This is a genomic window from Rhodobacteraceae bacterium M385 (assembly GCA_025141835.1).
In the GTDB taxonomy this organism is placed as follows: Bacteria; Pseudomonadota; Alphaproteobacteria; order Rhodobacterales; family Rhodobacteraceae; genus Gymnodinialimonas.
The window spans coordinates 3,777,151-3,791,413 of the sequence record CP081102.1; the positions used below are offsets into that span (position 1 = coordinate 3,777,151).

At 63.0% G+C, this 14,263-nt stretch carries 18 protein-coding genes and 1 tRNA gene; 11 read left to right on the forward strand and 8 right to left on the reverse strand.

From position 1 onward, the window contains the following. Window positions 1-37 precede the first annotated feature (37 nt). Both K3728_18545 and K3728_18550 read left to right on the forward strand, forming a co-directional pair. A complete protein-coding gene (locus K3728_18545; protein UWQ95627.1) occupies window positions 38-598 on the forward strand; it encodes an ActR/PrrA/RegA family redox response regulator transcription factor in 561 nt (186 codons plus the stop codon). Beyond that, the gene (locus K3728_18550) at window positions 595-957 is read left to right on the forward strand and encodes a hypothetical protein (GenBank protein ID UWQ95628.1); all 363 of its coding nucleotides are present in this window, start codon (window positions 595-597) and stop codon (window positions 955-957) included. Before K3728_18545 ends, K3728_18550 begins: the two co-directional genes overlap by 4 nt. On the opposite strand, the gene K3728_18555 is transcribed toward K3728_18550, so the two are convergent. Continuing rightward, window positions 954-1,349 carry a hypothetical protein gene (locus tag K3728_18555; protein UWQ95629.1) on the reverse strand — a complete coding sequence of 132 codons (396 nt, stop codon included), beginning with the start codon at window positions 1,347-1,349 and terminating at the stop codon, window positions 954-956. The genes K3728_18550 and K3728_18555 overlap by 4 nt on opposite strands. Before the next feature lie 15 nt (window positions 1,350-1,364). Further along, window positions 1,365-2,270: a LysR family transcriptional regulator gene (locus K3728_18560; protein ID UWQ95630.1), complete on the reverse strand. Its 906-nt coding sequence runs from the start codon at window positions 2,268-2,270 to the stop codon at window positions 1,365-1,367. Between the two features lie 95 nt (window positions 2,271-2,365). Here K3728_18560 and K3728_18565 point away from each other — a divergent pair, with 95 nt between their 5' ends. After that, window positions 2,366-2,527 carry a hypothetical protein gene (locus K3728_18565; protein ID UWQ95631.1) on the forward strand — a complete coding sequence of 54 codons (162 nt, stop codon included), beginning with the start codon at window positions 2,366-2,368 and terminating at the stop codon, window positions 2,525-2,527. A 71-nt stretch (window positions 2,528-2,598) separates the two neighbouring features. Here K3728_18565 and K3728_18570 read toward each other — a convergent pair whose 3' ends face one another. Together K3728_18570 and K3728_18575 are read right to left on the reverse strand one after the other, a co-directional pair. Further along, window positions 2,599-3,078 carry a GNAT family N-acetyltransferase gene (locus K3728_18570; GenBank protein UWQ95632.1) on the reverse strand — a complete coding sequence of 160 codons (480 nt, stop codon included), beginning with the start codon at window positions 3,076-3,078 and terminating at the stop codon, window positions 2,599-2,601. Beyond that, window positions 3,075-3,671 (reverse strand): HD family hydrolase, encoded by a 597-nt coding sequence (locus K3728_18575; GenBank protein ID UWQ95633.1) that lies wholly within the window; start codon window positions 3,669-3,671, stop codon window positions 3,075-3,077. Before K3728_18575 ends, K3728_18570 begins: the two co-directional genes overlap by 4 nt. Before the next feature lie 280 nt (window positions 3,672-3,951). Here K3728_18575 and ahcY point away from each other — a divergent pair, with 280 nt between their 5' ends. From ahcY to K3728_18595, 4 genes are all read left to right on the forward strand, one after another. Further along, entirely contained in the window at window positions 3,952-5,337 is a 1,386-nt protein-coding gene (ahcY, locus tag K3728_18580; GenBank protein ID UWQ95634.1) for an adenosylhomocysteinase, read from the forward strand. Window positions 5,338-5,939: 602 nt separating this feature from the next. Further along, the gene (locus K3728_18585; protein ID UWQ95635.1) at window positions 5,940-6,281 is read left to right on the forward strand and encodes a DUF2853 family protein; all 342 of its coding nucleotides are present in this window, start codon (window positions 5,940-5,942) and stop codon (window positions 6,279-6,281) included. 69 nt (window positions 6,282-6,350) lie between these two features. After that, window positions 6,351-6,602, forward strand: a complete 252-nt coding sequence (locus K3728_18590; protein UWQ95636.1) for a DUF1272 domain-containing protein — start codon at window positions 6,351-6,353, stop codon at window positions 6,600-6,602. 342 nt (window positions 6,603-6,944) lie between these two features. Continuing rightward, entirely contained in the window at window positions 6,945-7,373 is a 429-nt protein-coding gene (locus K3728_18595; protein ID UWQ95637.1) for a DM13 domain-containing protein, read from the forward strand. A 38-nt stretch (window positions 7,374-7,411) separates the two neighbouring features. Here K3728_18595 and K3728_18600 read toward each other — a convergent pair whose 3' ends face one another. Genes K3728_18600 through tsaD form a run of 4 tightly spaced genes read right to left on the reverse strand, consistent with a single transcriptional unit; the run spans window position 7,412 to window position 10,088 of the window. Then, the gene (locus tag K3728_18600) at window positions 7,412-7,825 is read right to left on the reverse strand and encodes an EVE domain-containing protein (GenBank protein ID UWQ97630.1); all 414 of its coding nucleotides are present in this window, start codon (window positions 7,823-7,825) and stop codon (window positions 7,412-7,414) included. Further along, window positions 7,825-8,097: a YciI family protein gene (locus K3728_18605; GenBank protein UWQ95638.1), complete on the reverse strand. Its 273-nt coding sequence runs from the start codon at window positions 8,095-8,097 to the stop codon at window positions 7,825-7,827. Before K3728_18605 ends, K3728_18600 begins: the two co-directional genes overlap by 1 nt. Window positions 8,098-8,103: 6 nt before the next feature. Continuing rightward, window positions 8,104-9,027, reverse strand: a complete 924-nt coding sequence (locus K3728_18610; protein UWQ95639.1) for an NAD(P)-dependent glycerol-3-phosphate dehydrogenase — start codon at window positions 9,025-9,027, stop codon at window positions 8,104-8,106. Then, window positions 9,024-10,088 carry a tRNA (adenosine(37)-N6)-threonylcarbamoyltransferase complex transferase subunit TsaD gene (gene tsaD, locus K3728_18615; GenBank protein UWQ95640.1) on the reverse strand — a complete coding sequence of 355 codons (1,065 nt, stop codon included), beginning with the start codon at window positions 10,086-10,088 and terminating at the stop codon, window positions 9,024-9,026. The genes K3728_18610 and tsaD overlap by 4 nt, the downstream gene beginning before the upstream one ends. A 63-nt stretch (window positions 10,089-10,151) precedes the next feature. Between tsaD and K3728_18620 the strand changes: the two genes are divergently transcribed. From K3728_18620 to K3728_18635, 4 genes are all read left to right on the forward strand, one after another. Continuing rightward, on the forward strand, window positions 10,152-10,847 hold the full coding sequence (locus tag K3728_18620; GenBank protein UWQ95641.1) for a uroporphyrinogen-III synthase: 696 nt from the start codon (window positions 10,152-10,154) through the stop codon (window positions 10,845-10,847). 101 nt (window positions 10,848-10,948) lie between these two features. Next, window positions 10,949-12,340, forward strand: coding sequence for a hypothetical protein (locus tag K3728_18625; GenBank protein ID UWQ95642.1), 1,392 nt, complete (start codon window positions 10,949-10,951; stop codon window positions 12,338-12,340). Between the two features lie 55 nt (window positions 12,341-12,395). After that, the gene (locus K3728_18630; protein UWQ95643.1) at window positions 12,396-13,919 is read left to right on the forward strand and encodes a tetratricopeptide repeat protein; all 1,524 of its coding nucleotides are present in this window, start codon (window positions 12,396-12,398) and stop codon (window positions 13,917-13,919) included. 44 nt (window positions 13,920-13,963) lie between these two features. Next, window positions 13,964-14,039 (forward strand) — tRNA-Thr (locus tag K3728_18635). The last annotated feature ends 224 nt before the right edge of the window (window positions 14,040-14,263 follow it).

Below are 14,263 nucleotides of genomic sequence, written 5' to 3' on the forward strand. Positions count from 1 at the left end.
CTATAGTTGTCAGCAGACCCCTTAGGAGAAGACCTCTATGGCCACGAATGATCGCAACCTCCGGGAAATCGGGCCGGATAAATCTCTGCTCCTCCTCGATGATGATGAACCGTTTCTGCGCCGCCTAGAACGCGCGATGGAGAAACGCGGGTTTGAGGTAGAGGCCGCGGGTTCTGTTGCCGCCGGCACCGCCATCGCAACGGCCCGCCCCCCCGCCTACGCAGTGGTTGATCTGCGGCTAGAGGACGGCAACGGCCTCGACGTGGTGGAAACCCTGCGCGAAAAACGCCCCGATGCGCGGATTGTCGTGCTGACAGGCTACGGCGCAATTGCGACGGCTGTAGCGGCGGTAAAGATGGGCGCGACGGATTACCTGTCCAAACCCGCTGACGCCAATGACATCACCTCTGCCCTGCTGGCCGAGGAAGAGGAAATGCCGCCCCCACCGGAAAACCCCATGTCCGCAGACCGGGTTCGGTGGGAACATATCCAGCGCGTGTATGAGCTGTGTGATCGCAATGTCTCGGAAACGGCGCGACGGTTGAATATGCATCGCCGTACGTTGCAACGCATCCTTGCAAAGCGCAGCCCCCGGTGAGGGCGCTGCTTGCCGTCGCGTTGCTTTTGGGCTGTGTCGGGACGGGCGCGGCCCCCGTGGCCGAGGGGCCGGTGGTTCCGATCCGTTTTGACAGCGGCGGAATAGAGGCGGTTGGCACCGGTCAACGCATCGACTTTGGCCGCGACCAAGCGGGCGTTCTGGAAACCATGACCCGCCTGCAAGGCCGCGCGCCCGCTGCACTTCCCTGCGACCATTCTGCAAACGCCGCGTTCCGTTGGCGCGACGGCCCGCTTCTGGTGTTTCGCAACGGCGCGTTCGCCGGGTGGAGCATTCCTGACCCGGCGCAATCGGCTGATGGCAGTACCCAGTTTGGGCAGACCTGCGTCCCCTTGGGTTAATCCCGCCCGCGCGGGGTGCGTTTTTCCACCGACAGCCCTTTGAGCGGCGAAGACACACCCGCCAAAAGGAAGCCGAACAGGTTGCTGAACCAGCCTTTGCGGGGCGGTTGATAATCATCCTCGGGGTCATCCAGCAAGTCGCGCTGATCGTGGGGAATGATGGTGCCTTCCGAGATTGCCTCCAGCAAGGCAACGGCATCGTCGTACTGCCGATCCAGCACGTAGATTTCCAAAGGGCCGAAAGCCAAAGAGTTCATCGGCAGGGTCGAGGTCGTTTCCAACCCCGGTGCGATGACAGTGAAATCCGCCCCCTCCAGCGCGGCGAGGGCCATGCGGATTTCCATCGGGTCAAAGCTGGCCGCGACACGGGTGAAGCCGTTGAAACGAGACATGGAAGCACCCAAGATTTAGCTGGCACTGGCGATGCTGCCGGAATCGCGGCGCAACCAAGTGACAAAGGTTTGCGCCCGACGGCTAAGGGGGCCGGGCAGATGGAGAAGATGATAAGCGTAGTCGGTATTCTCCTCCTCTGCCAGCACCTCCAACCGGCCGTCGGCAATGTCTGTTTCCACCAAAGCGTGGGGTTGCGCTGACACCCCGGCCCCGGCGCGGCAGGCGGGCAAGAGCAAGGCGTTAGAGGGCAATTCCGTCGTCACAAGTGTCTCTCGGTCGATGCCAAGGTTTAACAGGCGTTTGTTGAACTCTGTATGGGATTGGTCGATCAGCCAAGGCAGGGTTAGGACCCGGTCCCAAGCCGCCTTACTGGACAGATTCGAAGGGCTTGGACCAAAGCGCCCCGGCTGGCCGACGACGACCATTTTCGCATGGGTCAGCACGATCCCCTCTAACCCCGGCCAAGGGCCAGTGCCGTGACGAATGGCAAGGTCGATCCCTTCGCGGCGCAGGTCCACGACGTCTTGCGAGGTCTGAACGCTGAGCGGCACATCGGGGTGAGCGGACCAGAAAGCAGCGAGGCAGGGCATCAGCCAGTTCTCGGCAAAGCTTGGCGTGGTGGAGAGGGTGACGGGGCGATCCTCTCGCCCGCGCCTGAGCGATCTGACGCCCGCGGCGATTTCAGCGAAGCCCGCGCCAAGGTCGCGGGCGAGTTCTGCGCCCATCTGCGTAGGCACCATGCCCCGACCCGAGCGGCGCAGAAGGGGCTGGCCGAACTCTGTCTCCAGGGCGCGAACGTGGGCTGCGATGGCGGCATGAGTCACGTTAAGGGCCCGGGCCGCCTCAGACAAAGAGCCAAGGCGGGCGGCGGCCTCAAAGGCTCGCAACGCCGAGAGGGAGGGGATGTCACGCCAATCCATATGATACCTCAGATAACATATCATCAGTATTGCGGATTCGGAGATGTCGACGCAAGGGCGTATCAGGATGGCACAACCTTAGAAAGGAACGTGACATGTTTGGAATTCTCGCCAAGAGCCTGAAAGTGGCAAGCCGCACAGACCGCCCCTGGGGCGCACCCAACCACTGGGTGGAGCACGACCACCGCACCCGCGCCCAGAAAGAGCGCGACAGCCAAGACCAGCGGCGGTGGCTGCGGCAGACAGGTGTCATGTAAGTTTGAAATGGCATTGCGCGGATTGACCGCGCGATGCCCGTCCTTGTGCAAGAGGGGCGTTTAGCGGCGCGTCAAAGATCGTGCCGCTTGAGTATTTTGGTGACGATCGTGCCATCGCCCATTTGGTAGCCTTCGATCTTGCCATAATCCTCGAACCCGCGGGACTGGTAATAGGCCAGCCCGCTGGCGTTATCGGCGCGAATATTGGCGTTGATCCATGTGTACCCGAGGTCTTTGGCTGTATCGCGCATGGCGTTGAACAACTTGGAGCCGATGCCAAGGCCTTGGCGACCCGGCTTGGCGAAGGTGGCGATCTCGGCGGCTTCGGGCGGCAGATAATCCCCGCCGGGCGCGATGTACTGAAAGCCCAAAATCTCTCCCTCCTCGGTTTCCGCGACCAGCCACGCGCCGTTCGGACGGCTCATCCATCCAAGGATGTCTTCGCGGCTTATGTCGCCGGTGATCGCGGTGGTGCCGCCGATGGCGATCACCTCACGCAGGAGAGCGGCGATTTCGCCAGCGTCGAGGTCATGGGCAGGGCGAACGATCATAGGGACTCCAGCAGGGCTTTGTGACGGGCGGTAAAATCTTGGCGGACGTCCGAGGGCGGACGAAGGTGGAGGTGGAGACCGTCGATGATGGCGGGGTCGGGGTGACCGAAGAATTTGTCAGCCTCGGCGGGGTCGAACCCGGCGAGTTGAGTGGCCTCGAGCCAAGCAGAGATTTTGTCGGCGCGTTTGATAAGGGATTTCACCGACTTGGGCAGCACCGCAGGCAAGCCGAAGCGCAGGTGAATGGCGGCGGTCAGGCGGTCATCGAGCGCGCCGTAACCGGGGCCGACAGCGGCCTTCACGGGGGAAATCATATCGCCGATGACATATTCCGGCGCATCATGGAGCAGGGCCGCGAGCTGCCATTTGGCGGGGCCTTTGGGGGCGAGGCGGGCGTGGATGTCGGCGACGAGGATGGAGTGCTCGGCCACGGAATAGGCGAATTCGCCCCGGGTTTGTCCGTTCCAGCGGGCCACAAAGGCGAGACCGTGGGCGATGTCCTCGATCTCGATATCCATCGGCGTCGGGTCCAGCAGGTCGAGCCTGCGGCCTGAGAGCATACGTTGCCAAGCTCTCGGTTGTGTTTTGGGCATGGGGTGCTCCGGCGTAGTGGTAGGGTGGTTGTAGCAAGTGTTGCAGCGGGGGCCAGCCCCCACACCCCCGGAGGTGTATGGCCAAGGTGAAAAGGGGCGGGGCGCGAGAGTTTCCACGGGCAATTGCTTCTTGAGGCTTGAGCCCATGGTGATCTGGGCGGTTTGTGTTCTGAATTGAGGCGGGCAAAGGTGCCCGGGCTCGCCGCATTGCCGGAACGGAGGGGGGCTGGTATGGGGGCGCCAAACACTGCTTTTGATGAATGCCCGAGGAGGCACTGACATGGACGACTATATCGTCAAGGATATCGCGCTGGCGGATTTTGGCCGCAAGGAATTGGACATTGCCGAGACCGAGATGCCGGGCCTGATGGCGCTGCGCGAGGAATATGGCGCAGAGAAGCCTTTGAAGGGCGCGCGGATTGTGGGCTCGCTTCACATGACGATCCAGACGGCCGTGTTGATCGAGACGCTGGTGGAACTGGGCGCGGATGTCCGGTGGGCCTCGTGCAACATCTTCTCCACTCAAGATCACGCGGCGGCGGCGATTGCGGCGGCGGGTGTGCCTGTCTTCGCGATCAAGGGCCAGTCCCTGGAAGAGCATTGGGATTACCTCGATAGGTCCTTCATGTTTGAAGACGGCCCGAACCTGATCCTGGACGATGGCGGCGACGCGACGCTCTACATCCTGTTGGGCGCGCGCGCGGAAGCGGGTGAAGATGTGATCCCGGTGCCGGGTTCCGAGGAAGAGGTCGCCATCAAGGCGCAGATCAAGAAGCGTCTGGAAGCGAGCCCCGGTTGGTTCACCAAGATGCGCGAGCAGATCGTTGGCGTGTCGGAAGAGACGACCACCGGCGTGCACCGCCTGTATGATCTGCAAAAGAACGGCCAACTGCCCTTCCCTGCGATCAACGTGAACGACTCTGTCACCAAATCGAAGTTCGACAACAAATACGGCTGCAAGGAATCGCTGGTCGACGGCATCCGCCGCGCCACCGACACGATGATGGCCGGTAAGGTCGCCGTCGTCATGGGCTACGGCGATGTGGGCAAGGGCTCTGCCGCGTCGTTGGCGGGCGCAGGCGCCCGCGTTAAGGTGACGGAAGCGGACCCGATTTGCGCGTTGCAAGCCGCCATGGACGGCTTCGAGGTCGTGCTGTTGGAAGATGTGGTCGCGGACGCGGATGTGTTCATCACCACCACCGGCAATAAGGACGTGATCCGCATCGAGCATATGCGCGAGATGAAGGACATGGCGATTGTGGGCAACATTGGCCACTTCGACAACGAAATTCAGGTTGCCGCGTTGAAGAACCACAAGTGGACCAACATCAAGGAACAGGTGGACATGATCGAGATGCCTTCGGGCAACCGTCTGATCCTTTTGTCTGAGGGTCGCTTGCTGAACCTTGGCAACGCCACGGGCCACCCATCCTTCGTTATGTCGGCATCGTTCACCAATCAGGTGTTGGCGCAGATGGAGCTGTGGCTGCGCGGGGATGAGTATGAAAATCAGGTCTACATCCTGCCCAAGAAACTCGACGAGAAGGTTGCGCGTCTGCATCTGGCGAAGATCGGCGTGAAGCTGACGCAACTGAACAAAGAGCAGGCGGATTATATTGGCGTGCCACAAGAAGGCCCGTTCAAGCCCGAGCATTACCGCTACTGATCCGCGCTTGATAGGATCGAGAAGGCCGCCCCTGAACCGGGCGGCCTTTTGCGTTTGGGCGTATAGATTGTTGAAAGCAGGCGGTTTCGTCCGGCTGGTAATGGGGCGCAGCGGAGGGGAAAGGCTTCTCGGGTCAGGGCCTGTTGGGGCGGCGAATGCCCACACACAGTTAAGATAGGAACGCGGCGCCGCGTCGTGCGACAATCGCTAACGTCACGGGTTTTAACCGCAACGCCCGGAAAGAATGCGCGCCTCCGGTGCCAGACATCCTACACCCTTCGGCCCGGCATGGGGGTGGGGGTGGTCTGTGGGTCTGGCGAGAGACCATCGTCGTGTCCTGCAAAGTGCCCAAAAGGCGCTTCACATAGGTTAACCTATCCAAGGTATCCTCTGGCATGGTTGCGAAAGCGTTAACGCAGCCCCCGAAAGTTGCAGTTGGTTCATCCCCGCCCTTGTTGCCCCGTAACCGCAGGGGAGGCTGCACCGCCTTTTCCCTGCAAGTTTTCCTTCCTTGCAGCCGCCGCCTAGGGTTAACCTCTGCCCGAGCCCTGCCCGAAGGCCGGGTGCAAGATAACGAGACAACAACGGGGGACTTCCGTCCAATGGGAAAACGTGACGATCTGATCGCGCAATACGCCGACGACCTGCGCAACAAATGTGGCATGGAGCCTGATATGGCTCTGCTCGAGAAAGTAACAAAAGGCTGCGGCCCGGCGATTTACAACGCGGATGCGTCCACGGTGGCGGGCAGCCAGCCAGCAGAGCTGGAGACCGTGAAGAAGAACTTCCTGATGAAGAAGCTCGGCCTGCCAGACGGTCCGAACCTGATGGATGGCATCAACTCGGTCATCGACATCTATGGCAAATCCGAGCGCAACAAATACCGCGCCGTTGTCTATTACATGCTGACCAAGCACTTCGGCAAAGAATCCGTCTATGGCTAAGGCCTGACGGCGTCGCAAGATATGGGCCTGCCCGAGATTGGGCGGGCCTTTTTTCGTAGGAGAAGCAGCATGTTAGAGCTACGTCCGAATTGCGAATGGTGCGATGTTGATTTGCCGCCAGACAGCGCCGATGCCCGCATTTGCAGCTATGAATGCACCTATTGCGCCCGCTGCGTGGAGACCGTGCTGCGCAACGTCTGCCCTACCTGCGGCGGCGGGTTTGTGCCCCGGCCGATCCGCCCGAAGCACGCCCATCGCGACGGGCTGACCTTGGGGCTTGGCCATCAACCGGCCAGCACCATACGCAAACATTCGCGCTGATCCGAGGCAGAGCTGCGCGCGCTGTGTGACCGTTTGGCCGATACGCCGCCAGAGCAGCGTTAGACTTTACCTAAAATCCTCTGGGCAATTCCTTTGCGTTTTGACGCGCGCAAAGCGTATCAACCCTGTGTCTGGCCAGCACGGCGGACCCATATTCTGATACACGAGGCGGAGCGAGGCCGCGCGTGGGTGGATGGGGGGTCCTGAGGGGTCGGGATCCCCCATTTTCATTGCAAGGTCTGTCTCTCCTTATAGATCACGCACTTCTGCCATAGATGTGAGTAGCCTCAGGTGATCGAGCTAGGGTAGCCTTCGGAAGATTAGCTTTCAGGAGGCCGAACAATGCGCATTTTCCCCGTTCTTACCCTTTGCATGGGCCTTGCCGGGCTTGGCGGCTTGGCGTTGCCTGCTGATGCGCAAGCCACGGCGACCGTCCTGGCGTCCGGCCAATTCCAGGACGCCGATGCACGACACCAAGGGGCCGGCACCGCGGCAATCGCCCAAACCGCAGATGGGCGCACGATCCTGCAATTCGCTGATTTCTCGGTCACACCCGGCCCCGATCTGGAGGTTTGGCTGGTCGCCGACGACACCCCCGGCACCTCGGCGGCGGTATTGGCCAGTGAGTGGGTTTCACTTGGGTCGTTGCAGTCGCCAAACGGCACGCAAACCTATGAGATCCCCGCCAATGTGGACGCCAGCGCCTTCGGCAGCGTCGTGATCTGGTGCGAGGACTTCAGCGTATTGTTTGCGACTGCCACGTTGCGCTAGCGACCGTGGGAAGGGGGGCGGCGGGCTAGAAGCCCGCCCTACAACCCGCCCATCGCACAAACCGCTTTCCATTCGGCGTCGGTCACAGGCTGAACCGATAGGCGAGAGTTCTTTACCAGCACCATATCCGCCAGCTCATCCCGCGCCTTGATCTGATCGAGCGTGACCGGCGTGGGCAGGGCCTTCACCGCTTTGATATCCACGCATTCCCAACGGGCATCGTCCGTTGTGCTGTCAGGGTGCGCGGCCGCGATGACCTCCACGATCCCCACAACGGCCTTTTCCGATTGCGAGTGGTAGAAGAACCCGAGGTCGCCCACTTCCATGTCGCGCATGAAGTTGCGTGCTTGGTAGTTACGCACGCCGTCCCATTCCTCGCCCACATCGCCTTTGGCCACCTGGTCGGTCCAACCCCAGACGCCGGGCTCGGATTTGAACAGCCAGTAGGCCATTAGCCGATCACCTTTTTCCATTGCTCGATCCGCACCTTCTCGAACAGGCCCGCCTTGGCGTAGGGGTCGTTGTCGGCGAAGTCATAGGCCTCTTGCATCGTCTCGACCTCGATCACCAGAAGCGTGCCGGACATGCCGCCGTTTTCGTCAATGAACGGCCCGGCCATGACCAGTTTTCCGCTGTCCTTGGCATAGGCCAGATGGGCGTCCCGGTTATCAAGGCGGGTTTGCAGGTGGCCGGGTTTGTCGGTGGCAATCAGGGCGCAAAGCATCGGGGGTTACTCCGGTTTTAGGGGGCGAGACAGAAGGTGGCTGAGGGCGCCGTCAATGTCGAGGGTCCCATCGGCCAAAGCCGCGACGGTGTCGGCAATCGGCGTATCTTCGGGGGAGGCGGCCAACTGCCGGGCCGTGTGAAGGCCCTCGACCGTGGTGCCTTCCGGCAGGCTTTCGCCGGTGGCAAGCGCGTGGCCAAAACGAAAGTTCCGCGACTGGATGGAGCCGCAGGTCAGCACCAGATCGCCAAGGCCGGAAAGGCCGGTCAGCGTCTCGGACAGGGCACCTTTGGCGGTGGCATAGCGTGTCATTTCAGCAAAACCGCGGGCGATCAGGGCGGCGCGAGCGCTTTCCCCCAGCCCCTTGCCGATCACCGCCCCGGCGGCGATGGCGATCACGTTTTTCAGGGCACCGCCAAGCTCGGCCCCGACCACATCCTCGGTCCGGTAAAGGCGCAAGGCGGGCGTGCTCAACGCCTCTTGCAGGCGTTCGCCTTGGTCGGAGTCAGCGCAAGCGATCGTCAGGGCGGTCGGCAGGCCGCTGGCGATGTCGGCGGCAAAACTCGGCCCGGTCAGCTGCGCCACAAAGGGCGCCGCATCTGCGAGGAGGGCCGTGGGACCACGGCCCGAGGAGCGGTCGATGCCTTTGGCACAGGAAACGGCCACGGTTGCCTTCAAGGGCGTTTCAGCCGCGAAGCGGCCCATGCTTTGGGTCGGCACGGCGATCAGCGCGATGTCGGCGTCACAGGCACCCGCATCCCCCGTCACCCGCAGGTTTTCCGGGAACTTCTGCCCCGGCAACCGAGGGCTCTCGCCCCCCGCTAACGCTGCCGCATCCCGCGCCCAAAGCGTCACCTCAAGACCCGCCTTTGCATAGGCAATCGCCAGCCCCGTCCCAAACGCCCCGGCGCCGAAGACATCCAGCCTCATGCCTTGGCCCCTTTCTTGCCCGAGCCGATCATCGGCGCGGCGTCCGTATCCAGCGGCCAGCGCGGACGGGCCGACAGGTCCATGCCATCCACCCGCCCGCCTTCATATGCCAAAAGGCCCGCGTAGGCGATCATCGCGGCATTGTCGGTACACAGCGCCAGCGGCGGCGCGGCGAAGGGCAGGTCGGTAACGGCCTCTAGCGCGGCGCGCAACGTTTGGTTCGCAGCGACGCCGCCCGCGACGGCGAAGGCTGTGACCTCTCCCATCGCTAGGGCGCGGCGCGATTTCTCGGCCAGCACATGGGCCACGGTCGCTTGGAACCCGGCGCAGATATCGGCGCGGTCTTGTTCTGTCAGCCCGCCGTTTTCGGCGACCAACCCGTCACGCAGTCGCAAGACAGCGGTTTTCAGGCCCGAAAAGCTAAGGTCACACCCCGGACGATCCATCAGCGGACGGGGCAGTTTGAACCGGTTCGCGTCGCCGCTCAGCGCCGCTTTCTCGACCGAGGGGCCACCGGGTTGCGGCAGACCCAACAGGCGGGCGACTTTGTCAAAAGCCTCGCCGGGCGCATCGTCGATGGTGCCGCCAAGACGCGTGAAGCTTTCAGGCCCCTCCACGCGCAGGAACTGGCAATGACCGCCCGAGACCAGAAGCAGCAGGTAGGGAAACGCCAACCCATCGGTGAGTTGCGGCGTTAGGGCGTGGCCCGCCAAATGGTTCACCCCCACTAGCGGCTTGCCCAGGCCCAAGGCCAAGCCCTTTGCCGCCATGACCCCGGACAAGACGCCGCCGATCAGCCCCGGCCCCGCCGTCACGGCAATGGCATCCACTTCGCGCAGGGCAATGCCCGCCGCCGCCACCGCCTCTTCCACCACCAGATCGAGCGTTTCGGCATGGGCACGGGCTGCGATTTCGGGGACCACGCCGCCGAAAGCTGCGTGCAGATCGGTTTGAGAGGACACCACGTTGGACAGGATCGCCACGTCGTCCCCCGAGCCGCGTAAAATCGCGGCGGCGGTGTCGTCGCAACTGCTCTCGATGCCTAGAATGGTCAGTGCCATGACGCTCGTCCGACTAATTGGCCCGATTGTATGGCCCATGCCTGCGAGGTAACACTGCGGCCCATGCAAGTCCACCAGACGCCCACGCTCCTGCTGACCCGCCCCCGCACTGCTTCCGAGCGGTTTGCCGAAGGATTGCAAGGGGCCGACATCGTGATCGCCCCGTTGATGGAGATCGTTGGCACCGGGGAGAACGTGTCGTTGGAAGGGGTGCAGGGCGTGATCCTGACGTCCGAGGCGGCGGTTGCATTTCTGCCGCCCGCGCGGCTTCCCGCCTATTGTGTCGGCCCCCGCACCGCGCGTGCGGCGCAGGCTATTGGGCTTGAGGCCGAGGTTTGCGGCCCCGACGCCGAGGGTCTTGTGACCGCTCTGCGCAACCGGCAGCTGAAGGGGCACTTGGTGCATGTCCAAGGCACCCATACCCGAGGCGACATCGCGGAACGGCTGAGCTCTGACGGCTTGGTCGTGACAGGGATTGCCGCCTATGACCAACGCGCCACACCGCCGCTGCCTTCGTTCCATAAGGCGCTGGCGCAACCTGAACTGATTGTGCCGCTTTTTTCACCACGCAGCGCGGACCTCTTTGCAACGGCCGCAACCCAGCTTCGCAGCGACACGCAGATCCTTGCCCTCAGCCAAGCGGTGGCCGAGGCTCTGCCCCCCTCCATGCAGGCCCAAGCCCATGTGATCGCCCACCCAAGCGGCGCAGAAATGCTTAGGTTCTTGGAACGATATGGGGTGCAAAGGAATTCCCCCTAGAAGCCTCCGCGGCGTCATGACAGTTTGGACCGGGCTGACTCGGCCCCTTCACCACGCTAAGTATGCGAGTGCGAGTAACATTCAGTAGGGGGCCATCACCCATGGCGAAAAAATCGTCTACCCGTTCGGGACGCCAGAAATCCCAAGACGAGACTGTAACGCCAGAAAATGGCGCGGAAAGCGTTGCCGAAGGCGCGGGCGAAATGGGTGGCGATACGGTCTTGGTAGGCGATGACACCCTTGGGGAAGACAGCGTCGCGGCAGAGCCGGCGGTCGGTGACCGGGTCACGATTGAACCCGGCGATACGACAGCAGCAGAGGTCGAAGCTGACGATCCGGCACAGACAGAAATTCTGGACGCAGACACGGCGGAACCTGCGGCAGAGCCTGCCTCTGATCCCGCGCCCGACCCTGCCCCCAATACGGACGTCGCCCCTGTTCCTGCCCCCGTCATCCAAAAGCGTGGGCCGGGCATTTTCGCCCTGCTGCTTGGCGGTGTGGTCACCGCGGCCTTGGGCTATGGCGCCGCGATTTACGGCTACATCGGCAACAATGACACCAGCGCCACCGATACGGCCCTGGCCGAGGCTTTGGCGGCGATTGATGCTCAAGAAAGCACGATCACCGCGCTACAGGCCGAGGTCACAGCCCTTGCCGCCGTGGAACCTCCGGTGATCCCAGAGGTCGACCTTTCGGGCGTCGAAGGCGCGATCGCGGGCGTGGCCAGCGACGTGGCGGGTTTAGGCACCGGGATTGAGGCGCTGACAGGCCGCGTTGTGGCTTTGGAAGAACGCCCGATTTTCACCGGCGAAGTTGCCGCAGATACCGCCGCGATGACCGAAGCTGTCGAGGCGCTGGAAGCCCGCGTAGCAGCAGAACAAGCCGCCGCCGCCGAGGCCGTTGCCGCAGCAGAGGCCGCAGAAGCTGCCGCTGCGCAGGAAGCGCAAGCCGCCGCCGATGCAGCCGCCGCCGCAGTGGCAGAGGCCGAAGCAAGCGCCGCCGCCACCGCTGCTGCGACCCAATCGCAGGCCGCCTTAAGCCGGGTACAGGTCGCCTTGGCTGCCGGGGGGCCGTTTGCAGAGGCCTTGGCCGACATCTCGGTCGATGTGCCCGAGGCTCTGTCCTCCGTGGCAGAAACCGGTGTGCCGACGTTGGAAGACCTGCAAGCCAGCTTCCCTGCCGCAGCCCGTGCCGCGCTGCCGATCGCGTTGCGCGAAACCGCTGGCGACAGCGCCGCCGACCGGGTCGGCGCCTTCTTGATGGGCCAAATCGGCGGACGCTCTGTCGAGCCGCGCGAAGGCGACGACCCCGATGCCGTGCTCAGCCGCGCAGAAGCCGCTGTTGCGGCGGGGGATTTGCCCGCTGCCCTGTCCGAGTTGACCGCGCTGCCTGAAGGGGCGCAGGCGATGTTGAACGATTGGGTCACGCAGGTTGAAACCCGTGTTGCCGCCGATACTGCGCTGGCGGAGCTTTCTGCCGCGCTTGAAAACTAAGGGCCCTTCCACAGGCCACTCGCGCCCTTAGGGGCCCAATGAAGGATCGCGCCGAATGCTCTGGTCGCTGCTAAAAATCATGGTTTTCATCCTCATTGTCGTGGGGGCGGTGTTTGGCATCACTTACCTGACAGAGCTGGATAACCTTGGCCTGCTCATCATCTTTGGGCGGGAATATGTCATCACCCCATTCCTTGCGGTGGTGAGCGCGCTGGTGCTGCTTTTGGCGGTGTGGATTCTGTTCAAGATTGTCGGCCTGATCGTCGCGACACTGCGCTTCCTGAATGGCGATGAAACCGCCGTCAGCCGCTACTTCGACCGCCGGTCCGAGCGGAAGGGCTACGAGGCGTTGGGTGAAGGCATGATGGCGCTGGCCGCCGGCGAAGGCCGCTTGGCAATCCGCAAAGCCGAACGCGCGGGCAAGTACCTGAAACGCCCCGAACTGACGAACCTGGTGGTGGCACAGGGCGCAGAGATGGTGGGCGACAAGGCGCTGGCCACCCAGACGTTCAAGGCCATGGTCACCGACGAACGCACCCGCTTTGTCGGCGTGCGTGGGTTGATGCAGCAAAAGCTGGACGAAGGCGACACAGACACGGCGCTGAAACTGGCCGAGAAGGCCTTGGTCCTGCGTCCTAAAAACGCCGATGTGCAGACGACGCTGATCTCCCTTCAATCGCGCTCCGAGGATTGGCAGGGGGCCCGTGGAACACTGGCCGCTGCCCTGAAAGCAGGCAATGTGCCGCGTGATCTGCACCGTCGCCGCGATGCGGTGCTGGCGCTGGCCCATGCCCGTGACGCCATGGCCGAAGGTCAGGTTGTTACCGCCACCCGCGACGTGGCCGAAGCCAACCGCCTGGCCCCCGGCCTTGTGCCTGCCGCCGTCATGTCGGCCCGGATCGACGTGGAAGCAGGGCGCAAACGCCAAGCCGTGAAGACCATCCGCAAGGCTTGGGAACAGGCCCCTCACCCGGACCTCGCCGCCGCGTTCGCCCTGATCGAACCTGATGAGACCCCGGCCCTGCGCCTGCGCCGCTTCCGCCCGCTTCTGGGCAAGCACCAAGGCCACGCCGAAGTACGGATGTTGGAGGCCGAGTTGCACATCGCGAACGAGGATTTTCCCGCCGCCCGCAAAGCGCTGGGTGATCTGGCAGAAACTGCCCCAACGGCGCGGTCGCTGACGATCATGGCCGCGGTTGAGCGGGGCGAAGGCGCCCCGGACCGGGTCGTGCGCGGCTGGCTTGCCCGCGCCGTCACAGCGCCACGCGGCAACCAATGGATGTGCAACAACTGTGGCCATGTCCACGAAGACTGGACCCCGGTTTGCGCCAATTGCGAAAGCTTCGACACGCTGGAATGGGCCGAGGCCCGTCAATCGGAGGCCTCTCTTGCGGGGCCAACCCAAATGCTGCCCCTAATCGTAGGCGCGTTGGAGGACCGTGGCGAGGAAGAAGACGCTGAGGTTGTGACAGAAGAGCCCTCTGCGTCCCAAGACCCCACACCGATCGACGCGGAAGACGCTGAAGTGGCCGACGCCACCCCGGAACCGGAATCCGAGGCCGGCATTTCGCGAATTTAGGTCTATGAAATCGCCGTGCGCCTTGCTATTAGCGCGCCCGGTACGCCTCAATAGCTCAGCTGGTAGAGCAGGTCCTTCGTAAGGACAAGGTCGGGGGTTCGAGTCCCTCTTGAGGCACCACTTTCCAATCCGAACATAGTTAGTGATATCCGAAAGATTACCTGCACGAACGAGCTTCGGTGCGATGCCGCTGCGAAATCGGGCAAGTGGCCAGCCTAGGCACTTTGATTGACGCGTGTATGACGGCTGATCGTATTGCGTCACACCGGCCGCGCTTAGGGTGTTTAGGGCGACACGGGCTGTGCGGCTCCCTCTGCCCTGCCTAAACAACGCCCCCGTCGCAT